At 71.3% G+C, this 15693-nt stretch carries 14 protein-coding genes and 1 tRNA gene; 7 read left to right on the top strand and 8 right to left on the bottom strand.

Annotated elements, in window-relative coordinates; genetic code table 11:
• The first annotated feature begins 18 nt into the window (after positions 1–18).
• Entirely contained in the window at positions 19–870 is an 852-nt protein-coding gene (locus ACT1U9_RS17115) for a helix-turn-helix domain-containing protein (protein WP_444533605.1), read from the top strand.
• A gap of 183 nt (positions 871–1053) precedes the next feature.
• Complete coding sequence (locus ACT1U9_RS17110) at positions 1054–1299, top strand: hypothetical protein (protein ID WP_444533604.1); 246 nt, start codon at positions 1054–1056, stop codon at positions 1297–1299.
• Here the strand turns inward: ACT1U9_RS17110 and ACT1U9_RS17105 are convergent.
• Both ACT1U9_RS17105 and ACT1U9_RS17100 read right to left on the bottom strand, forming a co-directional pair.
• On the bottom strand, positions 1248–1727 hold the full coding sequence (locus ACT1U9_RS17105; protein WP_444533603.1) for a GNAT family N-acetyltransferase: 480 nt from the start codon (positions 1725–1727) through the stop codon (positions 1248–1250). The genes ACT1U9_RS17110 and ACT1U9_RS17105 overlap by 52 nt on opposite strands.
• A 166-nt stretch (positions 1728–1893) precedes the next feature.
• Positions 1894–2808: an aminoglycoside phosphotransferase family protein gene (locus ACT1U9_RS17100; RefSeq protein ID WP_444533602.1), complete on the bottom strand. Its 915-nt coding sequence runs from the start codon at positions 2806–2808 to the stop codon at positions 1894–1896.
• On the opposite strand from ACT1U9_RS17100, the gene ACT1U9_RS17095 reads away from it, so the two are divergent.
• On the top strand, positions 2807–3523 hold the full coding sequence (locus ACT1U9_RS17095; protein ID WP_444533601.1) for a rhomboid-like protein: 717 nt from the start codon (positions 2807–2809) through the stop codon (positions 3521–3523). The two genes, ACT1U9_RS17100 and ACT1U9_RS17095, sit on opposite strands and share 2 nt — an antisense overlap.
• Here the strand turns inward: ACT1U9_RS17095 and ACT1U9_RS17090 are convergent.
• Positions 3501–4244, bottom strand: coding sequence for a DsbA family protein (locus ACT1U9_RS17090; RefSeq protein WP_444533600.1), 744 nt, complete (start codon positions 4242–4244; stop codon positions 3501–3503). The two genes, ACT1U9_RS17095 and ACT1U9_RS17090, sit on opposite strands and share 23 nt — an antisense overlap.
• 158 nt (positions 4245–4402) lie before the next feature.
• Here ACT1U9_RS17090 and ACT1U9_RS17085 point away from each other — a divergent pair, with 158 nt between their 5' ends.
• Entirely contained in the window at positions 4403–5800 is a 1398-nt protein-coding gene (locus ACT1U9_RS17085) for an NAD(P)/FAD-dependent oxidoreductase (protein WP_444533599.1), read from the top strand.
• Between the two features lie 203 nt (positions 5801–6003).
• Here ACT1U9_RS17085 and ACT1U9_RS17080 read toward each other — a convergent pair whose 3' ends face one another.
• On the bottom strand, positions 6004–8124 hold the full coding sequence (locus ACT1U9_RS17080; RefSeq protein WP_444533598.1) for a restriction endonuclease: 2121 nt from the start codon (positions 8122–8124) through the stop codon (positions 6004–6006).
• Between the two features lie 118 nt (positions 8125–8242).
• Positions 8243–8319 (bottom strand) — tRNA-Thr (locus tag ACT1U9_RS17075).
• Positions 8320–8578: 259 nt separating this feature from the next.
• Here ACT1U9_RS17075 and ACT1U9_RS17070 point away from each other — a divergent pair.
• The 3 genes from ACT1U9_RS17070 to ACT1U9_RS17060 all read left to right on the top strand — a co-directional run bounded on the left by ACT1U9_RS17070 (position 8579) and on the right by ACT1U9_RS17060 (position 11155).
• Positions 8579–9715: an ABC transporter ATP-binding protein gene (locus ACT1U9_RS17070; protein ID WP_444533597.1), complete on the top strand. Its 1137-nt coding sequence runs from the start codon at positions 8579–8581 to the stop codon at positions 9713–9715.
• A 247-nt stretch (positions 9716–9962) separates the two neighbouring features.
• Positions 9963–10373 (top strand): hypothetical protein, encoded by a 411-nt coding sequence (locus ACT1U9_RS17065; protein ID WP_188276998.1) that lies wholly within the window; start codon positions 9963–9965, stop codon positions 10371–10373.
• A gap of 50 nt (positions 10374–10423) precedes the next feature.
• Complete coding sequence (locus tag ACT1U9_RS17060) at positions 10424–11155, top strand: nucleotidyltransferase family protein (RefSeq protein WP_444533596.1); 732 nt, start codon at positions 10424–10426, stop codon at positions 11153–11155.
• A gap of 309 nt (positions 11156–11464) precedes the next feature.
• Here the strand turns inward: ACT1U9_RS17060 and ACT1U9_RS17055 are convergent, their stop codons facing one another.
• From ACT1U9_RS17055 to cysS, 3 genes are all read right to left on the bottom strand, one after another.
• Positions 11465–12970 carry a DoxX family protein gene (locus ACT1U9_RS17055; RefSeq protein WP_444533595.1) on the bottom strand — a complete coding sequence of 502 codons (1506 nt, stop codon included), beginning with the start codon at positions 12968–12970 and terminating at the stop codon, positions 11465–11467.
• Between the two features lie 171 nt (positions 12971–13141).
• Positions 13142–14101 carry a 23S rRNA (guanosine(2251)-2'-O)-methyltransferase RlmB gene (gene rlmB / locus ACT1U9_RS17050; protein ID WP_444533594.1) on the bottom strand — a complete coding sequence of 320 codons (960 nt, stop codon included), beginning with the start codon at positions 14099–14101 and terminating at the stop codon, positions 13142–13144.
• Between the two features lie 119 nt (positions 14102–14220).
• Positions 14221–15621, bottom strand: coding sequence for a cysteine--tRNA ligase (gene cysS, locus ACT1U9_RS17045; protein WP_444533593.1), 1401 nt, complete (start codon positions 15619–15621; stop codon positions 14221–14223).
• Between the last annotated feature and the right edge of the window lie 72 nt (positions 15622–15693).

The raw sequence follows: 15693 nt of genomic DNA, 5'->3' as shown, positions 1-15693 counted from the left end.
GACGGACTCACCCACACCATGCCCGCGCCCGCATCATCCAGCGTCGAGGACGCCCGCAAGCTCGTCGCCGACCGGCTGCGGGAGATCCGCCGGGACGCGGGGCTCAAGGCCCGCCAGGTGGCGGCCAGTACGGGCTGGTACCCCTCAAAGGTGTCCCGCCTGGAGAACGCGGTCACCCCGCCCTCCGACGACGACATCCGCGCCTGGTGCCTCGCCTGCGCCGCCGAGGACCAGGCCGTAGACCTGATCGCCGCCGCCCGCTCCGCGGACAACATGTACGTGGAGTGGCGGCGGGTCCAGCGCTCGGGTCTGCGCCGGCTCCAGGAGTCGTACATCCCACTGTACGAACGGACGCGAGTGTTCCGTACGTACTGCTGCAACGTCGTCCCCGGCGTTCTCCAGACACACGCCTACGCGACGGCGTTGATGCGTTCCATCAGTCAGTTCCACGAGACGCCCGACGATGTCGCCGAGGCCGTCCAGGCCCGCCTGGACCGGTCGGCGCGCGTGGTCCGTGAGGGCGACCACCGCTTTGCCCTCGTGCTGGAGGAATCGGTCCTGCGCCACCGTGTCGGCAACGCCGAGACGATGGCCGGTCAACTGGGCTACCTGCTGGCCGCGATGGCCTTCCCATCCGTCTCCCTCGGCGTGATCCCGTTCTCCGCCGAACGCCGCATGTGGATGATCGAGACGTTCACGGTCTACGACGAGGAGCAAGCGGAAGCGGAACTGCTGACGGCCCGCGTGAACGTCACCACCCCTGCCGAGATCCGCCAGTACCTCAAGGCATTCGGCGAGTACTCGCGACTGGCCGTCTACGGGGCCGAAGCCCGAGCGCTGATCACGTCCGCCGTGGACTCGCTGGGGTGATCCACGGCGATCCGCAGTCTGCATAGAACCCCGTAGAACTTCCTTGGGCCCGACGCAGCCTCCTCCCTAGCGTGGTCCTCACCCAAAGGAGCGGGCCACCGCGCGACGCGCGGGCGACGGCTCCACGGTCTCCGACTGCAACGTGGAGATCCGGCGGCACCCTCACAGCAAAGGACGGCGCTCATGATCCCCATGGCCCAGTACAAGAACGCCCTCGCCGAAGCGGAGCACATCGCCGCCCTGCTGCGCACCGCCCTCACCCGCGCGGGCGTCACCGACTCCCAGGCCGCCCGGGTGCGCCCGCTGGTCACCAGCAGCGGGCGGGGTTACGTGGAGCTGGGCGCCCTGGGCATCGCGGACGCGCACAGGCTCCTCGATCAGCTGGTCGCCGCACCCAGCTTCCCCAGCGCCTCGTCCGCCAACCGATAAACCGTCCACTCGTCCTGCGGCCGCGCCCCCAACGACTCATAGAACGCGATCGACGGGGTGTTCCAGTTCAGGACCGACCACTCCAGGCGGCCGTAGCCGCGCTCGACGCAGATGCGGGCCAGTTCGGTCAGGAGGGCCTTGCCGTGGCCGCCGCCGCGCCGGTCGGGGCGTACGTACAGGTCCTCCAGGTAGATGCCGTGCACCCCGCGCCACGTCGAGAAGTTGAGGAACCAGAGCGCGAAGCCCGCGGGCTCGCCGTCGTCGGTCTCGGCGATGTGGGCGAAGGCCGCGGGGTGCTCGCCGAACAGGGCCTCGTGCAGTTGCTCCTCCGTCGCCTTCGCGTCGTCCAGGCACTTCTCGTACTCGGCCAGTTCGCGGACCATGGCGTGGATCACGGGGATGTCTGCGGGCGTCGCGGTGCGAATCATGGGCGTAGCGTAATCCGGGGGTCGCGGGGCGGTCGCGGGCATTCCGGTTTCCGGACAGGCAGCCGGAGGGCAGTCGGAGGGCACCCGGGAGGAGCCGGACACGGCGCCGGAGAGGGCGCTGGACACGGCACCGGAGACGGCCCCGCCCCCGGTGCCCTGCCGCCCGTCACCACCCCCGCACCATCCGCCCCAGCTCCACCTGCTCGGCCTCCAGCCCGCACTCGTCCTCGATCTCCCAGAGGCAGTTCTGCAGCACCCGGCCCAGCGTCCACGCGCGGGCCCGGGCGCGGTCCAGGTCCAGTACCTCCGTCATCGCGTCGAAGCGCCAGCGCATCTCGGCCGGGTCGAAGCGGTTGACCAGCGCGGGCAGCAGCTCGAAGCCCGGGTCGCCCGCCAGCGGTTTGGGGTCGATGGCGAGCCACGGCTCACGTTCGGCGGCGAGCACGTTCTCGTAGTGGAGGTCCCAGTGCAGCAGCCGGTCGCCCGGTTCACCGGCCACCTCCCGTACGGCCGCCGCGCAGTCCTCCAGAAGGCGCCGCTCGGCGGGGTCGCTGAGCTCGCGTACCGCCCGGGGCGTCTCCTCCAGCATCCCGGCGGCGATGTCCCCGAGGCGGCGCATCCCGGGCGGGGCCGGTGCGGACGTGAGCCGGGACAGCAGGTCCGCGATCACCACGACCGCATCCCGGGAGGCCACCGTCGTCAACTGCCGCTCGTGGTCGAGGCGTTCGAGCAGCATCGTGCCGGTGGCCTCGTCGTGGCGCAGCAGACGGGCCGCGCCCGCTCCGCCCCACGCCCGCAGCGCCACCGGCTCGCCCTCGGTCTCCTCGTCCACCAGCTGGAGCTTGAGGACCGCCGGGGTGCCGTCGTCCGCCGTCACCGGCAGCACCAGCGCGCACATCCCGTGCATCGGGCGCCCGTCCGGGCGCAGCCCCCAGCGCGCCGCGAACTCCTCCACCCGGCCGGGCAGCGCGGCCGCGAAGGCGCCGCCCTCCTCGCCGTTGAACTCCGTCAGGGTCTCGACCAGTTCTTCCGGAATGTCGATCACCCGCCCGACCCTACCCGCGTGCGTGAATCGGTCCATGAGCCGATTCCCCCGCGGCGCCCCGCGCACGGCCCCGCGCGCTGCCCTGCGCACAGCCCTGCGCCGACCCCTGCGCGCCGCCCGGCGTTACGTCCGCAGCGCCCCCGGCACGTACCTCTGGCTGGCCGTGCTGTTCGTGACCACCATCGCGCTGCATCACATGTCCCCGGAGTTCGAGCGCGACTTCCTGCGGCAGCGGTCGACCAACATCCATGAGCTGTCGACCAACCCCGTACGCGTACTGATCACCAGCGCCCTGTGGATCGACGGCGGCCACTGGCTCCCGTACGCCGTCCTGTACTCCGTCTTCCACGCCCAGGCCGAACGCTGGCTCGGCACCCGCCGCTGGCTCGTGGTCGTCGTCCTCGCGCACGTCCTGGCCACCTACATCAGCGAGGGCGCCCTGCTGTGGGCGATCCGGCACGGCATCGCCCCGCACCACGCCGTCAACACCCTTGATATCGGGGTCAGTTACGCCCTGGCCGGAGTGGAAGGCGTGCTCGTGTACCGGATCGCGGCACCCTGGCGGTATCTCTACCTCGTCGCCCTGCTCGCCTTCTACGCCGTCCCGCTCATCACCGGCCGCACCTTCACCGACCTCGGCCACTTCACCGCCGTGCTCATCGGGCTGGCCTGCTACCCCCTCGTACGAGGACGGGAGACGTGGGACCCGGCCCGCGTACTCCGGCAGATCAGGCGATCCCCGCGTCCTTGAGCACCTTCGCGAACGCGTCCGCGTCCAGGATCGCCGCGCCGTTGCCCGGCGGGCGCTTGCCGTCGATGAGGACCGTCGGGCTGGAGTTCACGCCGGACTTCTCGAACGCCTTCTCGGCCGAGGCCACCCACTCCTTGTACGTGCTCTCGCGGACCGCCTTGTCGAAGGCCGCGCCCCGCAGGCCGGGGACCTTGTCGGCGATACGCAGCAGGTTGTCGGCGGTGTAGCCGTCGGTCGCCTCGTCCTCGGGCTGGCTGGCGAAGACGGCGGCGTGGTACTCCGCGAACCTGCCCGCGTCCACCGACGCCCGCAGCGCGTTCGCGGCCCGCTCCGATCCGCCGCCGCCGAGGTTGCGGTCGAGGAAGGACGCGATCGTGTAGCGGATCTTGATCTTCCCGGCCGCGGCGAGGTCGGTGAGCGGCACCGCGCCCGAGGTCTCGAACTTCGCGCAGTACGGGCAGCGCGGGTCCTCGTACACCGTGATCGTGTGCGCGGCCTGCGGGCTGCCCACGACGATTTCCGCACCCTCCGCCTTCGCGGGCAGCTTCGCGAGCTTCGCCGCGTGCGGGGAGGTCTTCACGGCCAGTTCCCCGGCGGCCGAGGAGGAGCTGGAAGAACCCGAATCGCTGCCGCACGCCGCCGCCGAGATACCCACCGTCGCCGCCACAGCCAGCGCCAGCGCCGTCCGGCGAACCTTGCGTACCGTCGTCATACGAGCCATCTCTCCCAGCATCGAACATAAACCTCAAACCCGTTCATACTGAAGCTATGTGCCGCGCGAACGCGTCCGGCGCGCCGGAAGTCCCGACCCGCAGGGACCAAAGTCCTGCGGATTCCGTCTCTGGACACGCGTTCGTACGCGGTGTACCAACAACCCCCATGAGCACGCGCACGATCAACGGCGGTATCTCCTTCTGGTACGCGCAGGACGGCATCCCCGCCCCTCGCGAGCCCCTGACCGGCGACGCCACGGCGGACGTCGTGATCGTGGGCGGCGGGTACACGGGGCTGTGGACGGCGTACTACCTCAAGAAAGCCGTCCCGTTCCTCAACATCACCGTCCTCGAAGCCCGTTTCTGCGGCTACGGCGCCTCAGGGCGCAACGGCGGCTGGCTGTACAACGGCATCGCGGGCCGCGACCGGTACGCCAAGCTGCACGGGCACGACGCCGCCGTACGCCTCCAGCAGGCCATGAACGACACCGTCGACGAGGTCGTCCGGGTCGCCGCCGAGGAGTCGATCGACGCGGATGTCCATCGGGGCGGGGTGCTCGAAGTCGCTTATACGCCCGCCCAGTTGAGCCGCCTCAAGGCGTTCCACGCCGCCGAGCTGGAGTTCGGCGAGAAGGACCGGCTGCTGCTGGGGGCGCGCGAGACCGCCGAGCGCATACGGGTCGCCGGGGCCGTCGGCTCCGGCTGGACACCGCACGGCGCCCGCGTCCACCCCGTGAAGCTGGTCAAGGGACTGGCTGCGGCCGTCGAGGCGCTGGGCGTCACGGTGTACGAGTCGACGCCGGTGACGGAGATACGCCCCAAGCACGCCGTCACCCCATACGGCACCGTGCGCGCCCCGTACGTCCTGCGCTGCACCGAGGGGTTCACCGCGTCCCTGAAGGGCCAGCGCCGCTCCTGGCTGCCGATGAACTCGTCGATGATCGCCACCGAGCCGCTGCCGGCCGAACTGTGGGACTCCATCGGCTGGGCGGGCCGCGAGACGCTGGGCGACATGGCGCACGCGTACATGTACGCGCAGCGCACCGCCGACGACCGGATCGCGATCGGGGGGCGCGGGGTGCCGTACCGGTTCGGGTCCCGTACGGACAACGACGGGCGTACGCAGCCCGCGACGGTCGAGGCACTGCGGGAGATCCTGATCCGGTTCTTCCCGCAGTTGGCGGGGGTCGCCGTGACGCATGCGTGGTCGGGGGTGCTGGGGGTGCCGCGCGACTGGTGCGCGACGGTCACGCTGGACCGGTCGACGGGCCTTGGATGGGCGGGCGGTTACGTCGGGTCCGGCGTCGCCACGGCCAACCTCGCCGCGCGTACGTTGCGGGATCTGGTGCGCCAGGATTCCGGTCAGGGCGGCCCCACCGAGCTGACCTCGCTGCCGTGGGTCAACCACCGGGTCCGGCGGTGGGAGCCGGAGCCTTTGCGGTGGGTGGCTGTTCAGGGGATGTACGCGGCGTATCGGGGGGCGGATCGGCGGGAGTTGTCGGCGCGGTCGGCCCGTACGGACCGGGTGGCGGTTGTTGCTGATCGGGTTTCGGGGCGGCACTGAGGCGGTGCGGGCCGAGACGGGGTGCGGGCTCAGACAGGGGGCGGCGCGGCCGGGGACGGGGTGCCGCTGTGCCCACCCTCCCCCAAGCTCTTAATGAGCAGGGGGGACCCCCACGCCCCTAGCGGCACGCATGCCCACAGCGGCGGCGGAAGGAGAGGGAGCGGCACGGCTGCGCACAGCCAGGTAGACGGAACCCGCGCCCCCTACTCCACCTCTATCCCGAAGTCCCCGATCAGCGCCTCCAGGCCGCCCGTGTACCCCCGGCCCCCCAACACGAAGTCCCAGTCGTCGCCCGCTCGGCGGCGGAACGAGCCCAGGACCAGGGCCGTTTCGCCTGCGCGGCCGTCCGAGACCGGGAGGCGGTCCAGTTCCGAGCCCGACGCGTCCCGCAGCAAAATCCCCGCGTCGGTGAAGCCGGACAGGTCCGCGTCCGGGTTGACCTCGGGGTCGACGGAGGCGACCAGGACGAGGCGGTCCGCGCGTGGCGGGAGCGCGTCGAAGGCGACGCGGACCGCCGCCCGGTCCTCGACCGCGCCCGGCACCATCCGTACCGAACCCCCGGGCACCTCACGGTTGTTGAAGAACACGAAGTGGTCGTCGTCGAGCACCCGGTTCCCCGCGCACACCAGCACGCACACATCCAGCGCCACCGGCCCCGCCCACGTCATGCCCAGGACGTTGAAGTCCTCCTCGGACTCCGAAGGAGGCGGGGCCAGCGGCGTGTCCACCAGCGTCGGCGTCGGTGTCGCGGGACGCTCGCCCCGCTCCCCCAGCCGCCCCCGCAGCCCGCACTCGTGCAGCAGCTCCACCAGCTCCGCCCCCGACACCAGCGTCAGCGGCTTGCCCTGGGCGAAGGCGTACGAGCCGGGGCCGAAGCCCGAAGTCGTCACCAGGACGCCCTTGTTGGCGCCGGCGCCCTGGACCGTGCCGTACAGGTCGCGTACGGCCGTCGGCGGGACCGTGTTCCGGTAGCGCTTGACCTGGACGATGATGCGGCCGCCGCTGATCGGGTCCGCGTCCAGCGCCTCGACGTCGACGCCGCCGTCGTTCGAGCGCTGCGTGGTCACCGCCCGCATGCCCCGCGCGCGGAACAACTCCGCGACCAGGACCTCGAATTCGATCGGGTCCATCACGAACAGATCGGGCTCGTCCTCGTCGCTGCCGTGCGAGACCACGCCTGCGCCCAGCTCGCCGGGCCGGCGCACCGGACGTACGGCCGCGCGCTGGTCGGGACGGGCGGAGAGCTGCCCGTGCAACGCGTCCACCAGGCAGTCCACCGCGCTCACATGCGCCAGGTGGAGGCCCTGGAACGCGGCCCGGTCCACCATCACCGTGGCCAGGAAGATCTCGGCCCGCCGCCCGGTCGCGGGATCGACGTCGTCGACGTACCCGTTGAACGCCACCGACTCCAGTACGCCGTACTCGTCGGCCGCGAACAGGTCCCGCACCACGAGCAGCACGCTCTGGGCGAGCGTGTCCCGGTACAGCGCCCGCCGCTGCGTCGCCGGTCGCGCGGACTCCCGCTCCTCGTCCGAACTGGCCACATACCGTACGGACTTGGCCTCCGGAACGACGTCGAAGGAGGGCAGCTCCCAGTCGAGCACCAGCTGCTTCGCGCCCCGGTCGTACGAGCACGACAGCGTGCGCGGGAAACCCTCCGGCCAGCCGTCCGCCGCGTACAGGGCGGCCGAGAAGTACTCCACCACCGCGCCCGGCTCGGCCGCCCGCAGTCCGGTCACCAGCTCGTCGACGCCCTGGTTGTGACCCTGGAGCTCGGACTGCCGCGTGGCCGCCCAGGCGTCGTACTGGGCCCGGTACTCGGCCAGTTGGCGGCGCCGCTCGGTCTCCGCGAGCTGCGCCGCGTCCCAGTCCCGCTGGTACCGGGCCTGGGCCTCCTGCTGGGACTGGGCGCGGCGGTTGGCGGTCCAGCCGCCGCCCTGCGCCTGGTAGCGGGCCGGGTCCGGCATCGGGATCGGCTGCGCCAGCGCGCCCGGCGAGAACGGCTCGATGCTCTGCTGCGTGCGCCGCAGCGAGCCGGTGGAGAACGGCGGCGCGGCGCAGCCCGCCGCGAGCAGGCCCGTCAGCGCCTCGACCTGCGCGTCCAGTTCCTGGGTGCGCAGCCTCGCGTCCGCCTCCCGGCTCTGGCGGTAGGCCGCCTGCTGTTCGCGGGTGGCGCGCGCGGCGTCCCGCTCCTGTGCCCGCTGCTCGCGTTCGCGCTGCCGCTGCTGCTGTACCGACGCCCGGCGCTGGGCCTCCTGCTGGCGCTGCTGCTGCCGCTGCGCCTCGGCCCAGACCCCGATCAGCCCGCTGGAACGACGACTCATACCCCTGTGGCCCCCTCTGACCCCTCTGCCCCGCCCGGCACACCCGCACCACGGCCCCGGAAAAACAATTGTCCCGGACCATGATCGGTCCGGGACAGGGTGGTGCGGTGTGGTGCGATGGAGCCGCCTGTCGGAATCGAACCGACGACCTCAAGATTACAAGTCAAGCGCTCTAGCCAACTGAGCTAAGGCGGCATCGCGCGCGTTCGTCCCACCGGAGACTCCCACCGGAACGGCCCGCGTACGAAGGGCTCCCTCACTCTACACAGAGCCCGATTCGGCGCTCCACGGAGTTCGGTCCGCCGGGTCCCGTCGAGATCCCGTTCCTCCGACTGCTGACAGAGCGGACATCTGCGGGTAGCGTCTCGTCCCAGTCCACCCAGGTGGACTACACCACTTCTCCCTCTACTCGGATCGTCCGGCACGTTCCTGCCGGTGAAGGGACAGGTCTCCCATGGCCACTGTCACGTTCGACAAGGCGACGCGGATCTACCCGGGCTCCACCAAGCCCGCGGTCGACGGCCTCGACATCGAGATCGAGGACGGCGAGTTCCTCGTCCTCGTCGGCCCCTCGGGCTGCGGAAAGTCCACCTCCCTGCGGATGCTCGCGGGCCTGGAGGACGTCAACGGCGGCGCCATCCGCATCGGTGAGCGCGACGTCACGCACCTCCCCCCGAAGGACCGGGACATCGCGATGGTGTTCCAGAACTACGCGCTGTACCCGCACATGAGCGTCGCCGACAACATGGGCTTCGCGCTCAAGATCGCGGGCGTCAACAAGGCGGAGATCCGCAAGAAGGTCGAGGAGGCGGCGAAGATCCTCGACCTCACCGACTACCTGGACCGCAAGCCCAAGGCGCTCTCCGGCGGTCAGCGCCAGCGCGTCGCGATGGGCCGCGCGATCGTCCGCGAGCCGCAGGTCTTCCTCATGGACGAGCCGCTCTCCAACCTCGACGCCAAGCTCCGCGTCTCCACCCGTACGCAGATCGCCTCGCTCCAGCGGCGCCTGGGCATCACCACGGTGTACGTCACCCATGACCAGGTCGAGGCCATGACCATGGGCGACCGCGTGGCCGTGCTCAAGGACGGCCTGCTCCAGCAGGTGGACTCGCCGCGCAACATGTACGACCGCCCGGCCAACCTCTTCGTCGCCGGCTTCATCGGCTCCCCCGCCATGAACCTGGTCGAGGTCCCGATCACCGACGGCGGCGTGAAGTTCGGCAACAGCGTGGTGCCGGTGAGCCGCGAGGCGCTGTCCGCGGCCGCCGACAAGGGCGACCGCACGGTGACGGTCGGCGTGCGTCCCGAGCACTTCGACATCGTCGAGCACAACGGCGGCGTGGCCAAGTCCCTCACCAAGGACTCGGAGGAAGCCCCGGCCGGTCTCGCCGTGACCGTGAACGTGGTCGAGGAGCTCGGCGCCGACGGTTACGTCTACGGCACCGCCGAGGTCGGCGGCGAGCAGAAGGACCTCGTGGTCCGCGTGAACGGCCGATCGGTCCCGGAGAAGGGCACCCAGCTCCACGTCGTCCCGCGCCCGGGCGAGACCCACGTCTTCTCGACGTCCACGGGCGAGCGCCTCAGCGACTGACGCCTGAGCGTCTGGCGCCTCAACGACTGACGTACGGCGGCACGTCAGCGGGCCCCGCACCCACCTACCTGGGTGCGGGGCCCTCCATCTGCGGGGGATCCGGCCGGAGCGTGTCGACAAATACCCCGGCACAACGGCCATTTCGAACTCTGTTCGTCAACACCGGATTCGAAACGCCGCCTCGAACCATCCCCCGACCGGGTGACTAAATGTCGCCAAATCATTACTCCCCGCTACGCTCGCCTCCGTGACGCACACAGCCCGCCGAATCGGCCGCACCCTAGCTCTCGTCCTGCCCGTCGTCCTGGTCCTGTCCGGGACGCTCGCGGTCACCCGGGTCAACTGGGCCGGGACCAGCGACTCGCAGCTGCTGACCGCCTCCGCCGAGGACGTCTCCGTACGCGCGAAGTCCCGTGCCCCGCAGGACGTCCTGCGCGACGCGCTCCTCGTGGAGCTCCAGGAGAAGGACCCCGCCACCGCCCTCACCCACCTCCAGCGCGAGGTCGAGCGCCGCCCGTCGCTCGCCAAGCACTGCATGTCGATCGCGCGGGCGCTCGGCCGGGCCGCCGTGGAGCAGTACGGCCCCGCCAAGGCCCAGTCGTACTCGCGGCCCGTCTGCGACACGTCGTTCGCCTCGGGCGTGGCCCAGGAGTCCTGAGCGGCCGTCCCAGCCGTACCGCACACGGTTCACGGCATAGGGTTCACGGCATGACTGCGAGCACGACTTCGACCTTCCCGACGCAGGCCGTGGTCCTGGCGGGCGGCCAGGGCTCACGACTGCGTCCGTACACCGACGACCGCCCCAAGCCGATGGTCGAGATCCCCGGGACGGGGACCCCGATCATCGGCCATCAGCTTGCCTGGCTGGCCGCGGAGGGCGTCACCGACGCCGTGATCTCCTGCGGCCATCTCGCCGGTGTGCTCCAGGAGTGGCTGTCCTCGGCGGATCTGCCGCTGCGCGTCACGACCGTGGTCGAGGGGGAGCCCCTGGGGCGCGGTGGCGGCCTCAAGTACGCGGCCGCGCGTCTGCCGCACCCCGACCGGCCCTGGTACGCCACCAACGGTGACATCTGGACGCGCTTCTCCCTGCGGGAGATGGCCGCGTTCCACGGCGAGCGGGACGCCACCGCGACGCTCGCCCTGGCCCGGCCGCGGATTCCGTGGGGCGCGGTCGAGACCGACGCGTTCGGTCACATCACGGACTTCATCGAGTCGCCGCCGTCGCCGTATCTGATCAACGCGGGTGTGTACGTGTTCTCGGCGGCCTTCACCGACCTGCTCCCCGACCGTGGCGACCACGAGCGCACCACGTTCCCCCGCCTGGCCCGCGAGCGCCGCCTGGCCGGCTATCCGCTGCCGCACGGGGCGTACTGGCGGGCGATCGATACGGCGAAGGATCTGACGGAGGCGGCGAAGGAACTGTCGTCCCAACGGAGTTGACCCCCACCCCACCCCACCCCACCCCACCCCACCCCTTCCCTAAACCCTCCGGGGGTGGGTGGGTGGGGGTAAGGGTGGTCTCCCGGGGGCTGCGCCCCCGGACCCCCGTTTGTCCGCAGATCGTGCTGGGTTGCTCGCGCAGTTCCCCGCGCCCCTTAAAGGGCCCTGCGGGCCCATCTAGGAGGGCCCGCAGGGCCCTCTCTTAGGGGCCGCGGGGAACTGCGCGACAAGCCCCCACCGGCGGTCAGCCGACAACCCGGCCGCTCGCCCAGAGCTTTCGGGAAGGGGCGGGGTGGGGAGGACCGGGCGTCAGCCCAGCAGGCCTCCGATCGGGTTCCGGTTACCGCCCGACGTGCCCGACGACGACGGGGACGAACCCGTCGAGCCCGAGGACGTCGGGCCCGCCGAGGTCGTCGACGGGGCCGCCGGGGACGTGTGGTGCGACGTCGACGGCCTGCGGCCCACCGTGCCCTGCGTCTGGGACGGCACACTCCCCACCGTCCCGGAGTCATGAACCGTCGCCTTCGACGTTCCAGGACGCTTCGAGGGGTGAGGAGACGCCGAGCCGCTCACCGACGGCCGGGGCGACGCATGCCGTACCGGCTTCGCCGACGGCTCCGGCGCCAACGGCGTACCCGGCAGGTAGTTGGTGGGGTCGGAGTTGGGACCGGGGACCGTCACCATCTCGGTGGAACGGACCGCCCCGCCAAGCAGCGAGCCGATCAGCAGCGTCAGGCCGACCACGACCGTCGCCATCACGGTCCCGCGCCGCAGCACCCGCCGCCGCAGCTCCCACAGCGTGGAACGCGGACCGAGCCGCCGCCACGCCTCGCCCGCGAGCCGCGCGTCCAGCGAGTACACCGGCGCGCCCGCCGCGATCAGCGGCGACCAGGCGGCCAGGTAGATGAAGTCCGGCGCGTCGTACGCCGGAACCGTCTGCCAGCTCACCGTCACCAGCAGCACCGCCGACAGCAGCGCCCCGAACACCGCCGCGACCCGCTGCCACAGCCCCAGCATGGTCAGCACGCCCACCACGATCTGGAGGAAGGCGACCGAAAGACCCGCCCCGACCGGATGCTGGAGCGCGAAGGCGCGCAGCGGCTCGGCAAGGGCCCAAGGATGCAGCGAATTCAGCCACTTCATCATCGAGCCGCGCTCGCCGCCGTCGAAGTAGACGGGGTCGCAGAGCTTGCCCATCCCCGCGTACACGGAGATGAAGCCGAGGAAGACGCGCAGCGGGAGCAGGACCACGCCGAGGTTCATCCGGCGGCCCGGGTAGTACGCGTGCCGCACCGGGTCCGCGCCGTGCCGCTGGCCGCGCGCGGCGCCCTCGGTCTCGTCGTCGCCGGGCTCGTAGAGGTCGAACTCGTCGTCCCCGTACGGCTGTTGGCCGTACGAAGGCGTCCGTACCGCCTGGAGCAGGGCCGTCTCGGCCACGCCCGCGTCGCCCAGCGGCGCGCGCGGGGCGACGACGACCGGCGTCGGCATGGTGTCGTCGATGCGCGGGATCGTCTGGGTCGCGCCCGCGTCGAACGCGCCCGGCCCGTCCAGGCCCCGGACCGCCTGGAGCAGCCCGGTCGCCCCGGGCGCCGCCCGGCCGCTCCACACCACCGGCGCCCGGCGGCGCCCGGCACCGGCGGTCGGCATCCTCGCCGGGTCCGCGAGCGTCCGCCTGGGCATGGACTTCGGGGCGAAGTGCACTCGGAAGCTGGCGTGGTTGACGATGACCTGCGCGGGGTCGGCGTCCACCTTGACCATACTCAGGGCAGGCTGATCGTCGAACCCGGGCCGGGGCGTTCTGGTGTCCACACTCATCTAACCGAGTGATGGAGGTTTAGGACACTGCCTTGACGGGGGCGATCTGTCCGAGGCCCGTCAAGATCATGTACGCCGGACGGCCGTCGGCCCTATGGAGCAGCGATTGCGTCCACGCGCGCGTGGACCGCGGGGGTGCCTACGCGCGCGCACGCGTAGGCACCCGGCACATCAGCCCTTGCGGCGCCGCGCCGCCTCGTACAGCACGATGCCCGCCGCGACACCGGCGTTCAGCGACTCCGCGCCGCCCGGCATCGAGATCCGCACCCGGTAGTCGCAGGTCTCGCCGACCAGGCGGCCCAGGCCCTTGCCCTCGCTGCCGATGACGATGACGACGGGGCCGCCGAGCGCCTCCAGGGACTCGACCGTGTGCTCGCCGTCGGCCGCCAGGCCCACGACCGTGACACCGGCCTTCTTGTAGTCCTCCAGGGCGCGCGTCAGGTTGGTGACGCGCGAGACCGGCGTACGGGCGGCGGTGCCCGCCGAGGACTTCCAGGCGCCCGCCGTCATCCCGGCCGCGCGCCGCTCCGGCACGACCACGCCGTGGCCGCCGAAGGCGGAGGTGGAGCGGACGATCGCGCCGAGGTTGCGCGGGTCGGTCACCCCGTCGAGCGCCACGATCAGCGGCTGGTCGTGGTTGTCGTACGCGGCCTCCAGGAGGTCCGTCGGGTGCGCGTACTCGTACGGCGGGACCTGGAGGACGAGACCCTGGTGGTTCAGGCCGTTCGTCATCCGGTCGAGTTCGAGGCGCGGGGCCTCCATCAGGTTGATGTTGCCGCGCTCGCCCGCGAGCTTGAGGACGTCGCGGACGCGCTCGTCGTTGTCGATGTACTGCTGCACGTAGAGCGTGATCGCCGGGACGCCGTCGCGCAGCGCCTCGAAGACCGGGTTGCGGCCGACGACCATCTCGGACGTGCCCTTGACGCCGCCGCGGCGCGGGGCCGGACGGCGGTTCGCGGCCTGCTTGGCCTTGGCGGTGGCGATGCGGTTCTTCTTGTGCTTCTTGCGGTCCTCGGCCTTGGGCGTGGGGCCCTTGCCCTCCAGGCCACGGCGTCGCTGGCCACCGCTGCCGACCGTAGCGCCCTTCTTGTTGGACGTGCGGCGGTTCCTGCGCTGGCTGTTCCCGGCCATGACCTACCTGTTTCCGTGATTCTGCGACCTACGGGGCGTCGTTTCGTCCGTGGGTCCTGCGTACGTACGTATATGAAGTGTGCCGCCCAGTCGCCCGGGCGGCACATCGCGCTTCCCCGTCAGCGGGGCCCGAGGGTCCAGCGGGGGCCGCTGGGGCTGTCCTCGATGACCAGGCCGGACTGGGTCAGCTGGTCGCGGATGGCGTCCGCGGTGGCCCAGTCCTTGCGGGCTCGGGCCGCCTCGCGCTGTTCGAGCACCAGGCGTACGAGCGTGTCGACGGCCCCGTGCAGATCCTCGCCGCGGTCGGCCTCGCCCGCCCAGTGCGGGTCCAGCGGGTCCAGACCGAGGACCCCGAGCATCGCCCGGACCTCGGCCAGGCGGGCGATCGCCGCCTCCTTGTCGTCGGCGGCGAGCGCGCTGTTGCCCTGGCGGACCGTCGTGTGGATGATCGCGAGCGCCTGCGGGACACCGAGGTCGTCGTCCATGGCCTCGGCGAACGCGGGCGGCACCTCGGCGGCCGGCTCCACCGCTCCCCCGGCCTTCTCGACGACCCGCTGGATGAAGCCCTCGATCCGCGCGAACGCCGACTCGGCCTCGCGCAGCGCTTCCTCGCTGTACTCGATCATCGAGCGGTAGTGCGGGGTGCCGAGGTAGTAGCGGAGCACGATGGGCCGCCACACCTTGGTCATCTCCGAGACCAGGACCGAGTTGCCGAGCGACTTCGACATCTTCTCGCCGCTCATGGTCACCCAGGCGTTGTGCACCCAGTACGCGGCGAACGCGTCGCCGAACGCCTTGGCCTGCGCGATCTCGTTCTCGTGGTGCGGGAAGATCAGGTCGAGCCCGCCGCCGTGGATGTCGAAGGCGCTGCCCAGGTACTTGTGGGCCATCGCCGAGCACTCCAGGTGCCAGCCGGGACGGCCGCGTCCCCAGGGCGTCTCCCAGTCGGGCTCGCCCGGCTTGGTGGCCTTCCACATGGCGAAGTCGCGCGGGTCGCGCTTGCCGGTGATGCCGTCCTCGGCGGGCTGGCGCAGATCGTCGATGTCCTGGTTGGACAGCGCCAGGTAGTCGGGGAAGGAGCGCACGTCGAAGTAGACGCTGCCGTCCGCCTCGTACGCGTGACCGCGCTCGATCAGCGTGCGCATCATCTCGATCATCTCGGGCACATGCCCGGTCGCCCGCGGTTCGTACGTGGGCGGCAGGCAACCCAGCGCGTTGTAGCCGTCGTTGAAGGCGCGCTCGTTGTCGTAGCCGATCGACCACCAAGGGCGGCCCTGCTCGGCCGACTTCGCGATGATCTTGTCGTCGATGTCAGTGACGTTGCGGATGAACGTGACGTCGTAACCGCGGTATTGGAACCAGCGGCGCATGATGTCGAAGTTCAGGTAGGACCGGACATGTCCGATGTGCGGTGCGGCCTGCACGGTCGCGCCACAGAGGTAGATCGAGACACAGCCCGGCGTGAGCGGGGTGAAGTCGCGGATCTGCCGGGCGCTGGTGTCGTACAGGCGAATAGTCACGAGTCCAGGGTAGTGGCCCCGTAGCAGTGCCCCGCGACCCTTGAGGCGCGGGGCACCGAAGTGTGACAGAAG

This window comes from Streptomyces sp. BR1, from assembly GCF_052373795.1.
In the GTDB taxonomy this organism is placed as follows: domain Bacteria; phylum Actinomycetota; class Actinomycetes; order Streptomycetales; family Streptomycetaceae; genus Streptomyces.
The sequence above is the reverse complement of the archived record's forward strand: the minus strand, read 5'-3'. Positions and strand labels throughout refer to the sequence as shown.

Excerpts from the sequence above, each read along its gene's own strand:
- ACT1U9_RS17110 (WP_444533604.1), top strand. The coding sequence starts at position 1,054 with ATGATCCCCATGGCCCAGTACAAGAACGCCCTCGCCGAAGCGGAGCAC.
- rlmB (WP_444533594.1), bottom strand. The coding sequence starts at position 14,101 with ATGGCCGGGAACAGCCAGCGCAGGAACCGCCGCACGTCCAACAAGAAG.
- ACT1U9_RS17070 (WP_444533597.1), top strand. The coding sequence starts at position 8,579 with ATGGCCACTGTCACGTTCGACAAGGCGACGCGGATCTACCCGGGCTCC.
- ACT1U9_RS17115 (WP_444533605.1), top strand. The coding sequence starts at position 19 with ATGCCCGCGCCCGCATCATCCAGCGTCGAGGACGCCCGCAAGCTCGTC.
- ACT1U9_RS17085 (WP_444533599.1), top strand. The coding sequence starts at position 4,403 with ATGAGCACGCGCACGATCAACGGCGGTATCTCCTTCTGGTACGCGCAG.
- ACT1U9_RS17055 (WP_444533595.1), bottom strand. The coding sequence starts at position 12,970 with ATGAGTGTGGACACCAGAACGCCCCGGCCCGGGTTCGACGATCAGCCT.
- ACT1U9_RS17090 (WP_444533600.1), bottom strand. The coding sequence starts at position 4,244 with ATGGCTCGTATGACGACGGTACGCAAGGTTCGCCGGACGGCGCTGGCG.
- ACT1U9_RS17060 (WP_444533596.1), top strand. The coding sequence starts at position 10,424 with ATGACTGCGAGCACGACTTCGACCTTCCCGACGCAGGCCGTGGTCCTG.
- ACT1U9_RS17095 (WP_444533601.1), top strand. The coding sequence starts at position 2,807 with ATGAGCCGATTCCCCCGCGGCGCCCCGCGCACGGCCCCGCGCGCTGCC.
- ACT1U9_RS17100 (WP_444533602.1), bottom strand. The coding sequence starts at position 2,808 with ATGGACCGATTCACGCACGCGGGTAGGGTCGGGCGGGTGATCGACATT.
- ACT1U9_RS17080 (WP_444533598.1), bottom strand. The coding sequence starts at position 8,124 with ATGAGTCGTCGTTCCAGCGGGCTGATCGGGGTCTGGGCCGAGGCGCAG.
- ACT1U9_RS17105 (WP_444533603.1), bottom strand. The coding sequence starts at position 1,727 with ATGATTCGCACCGCGACGCCCGCAGACATCCCCGTGATCCACGCCATG.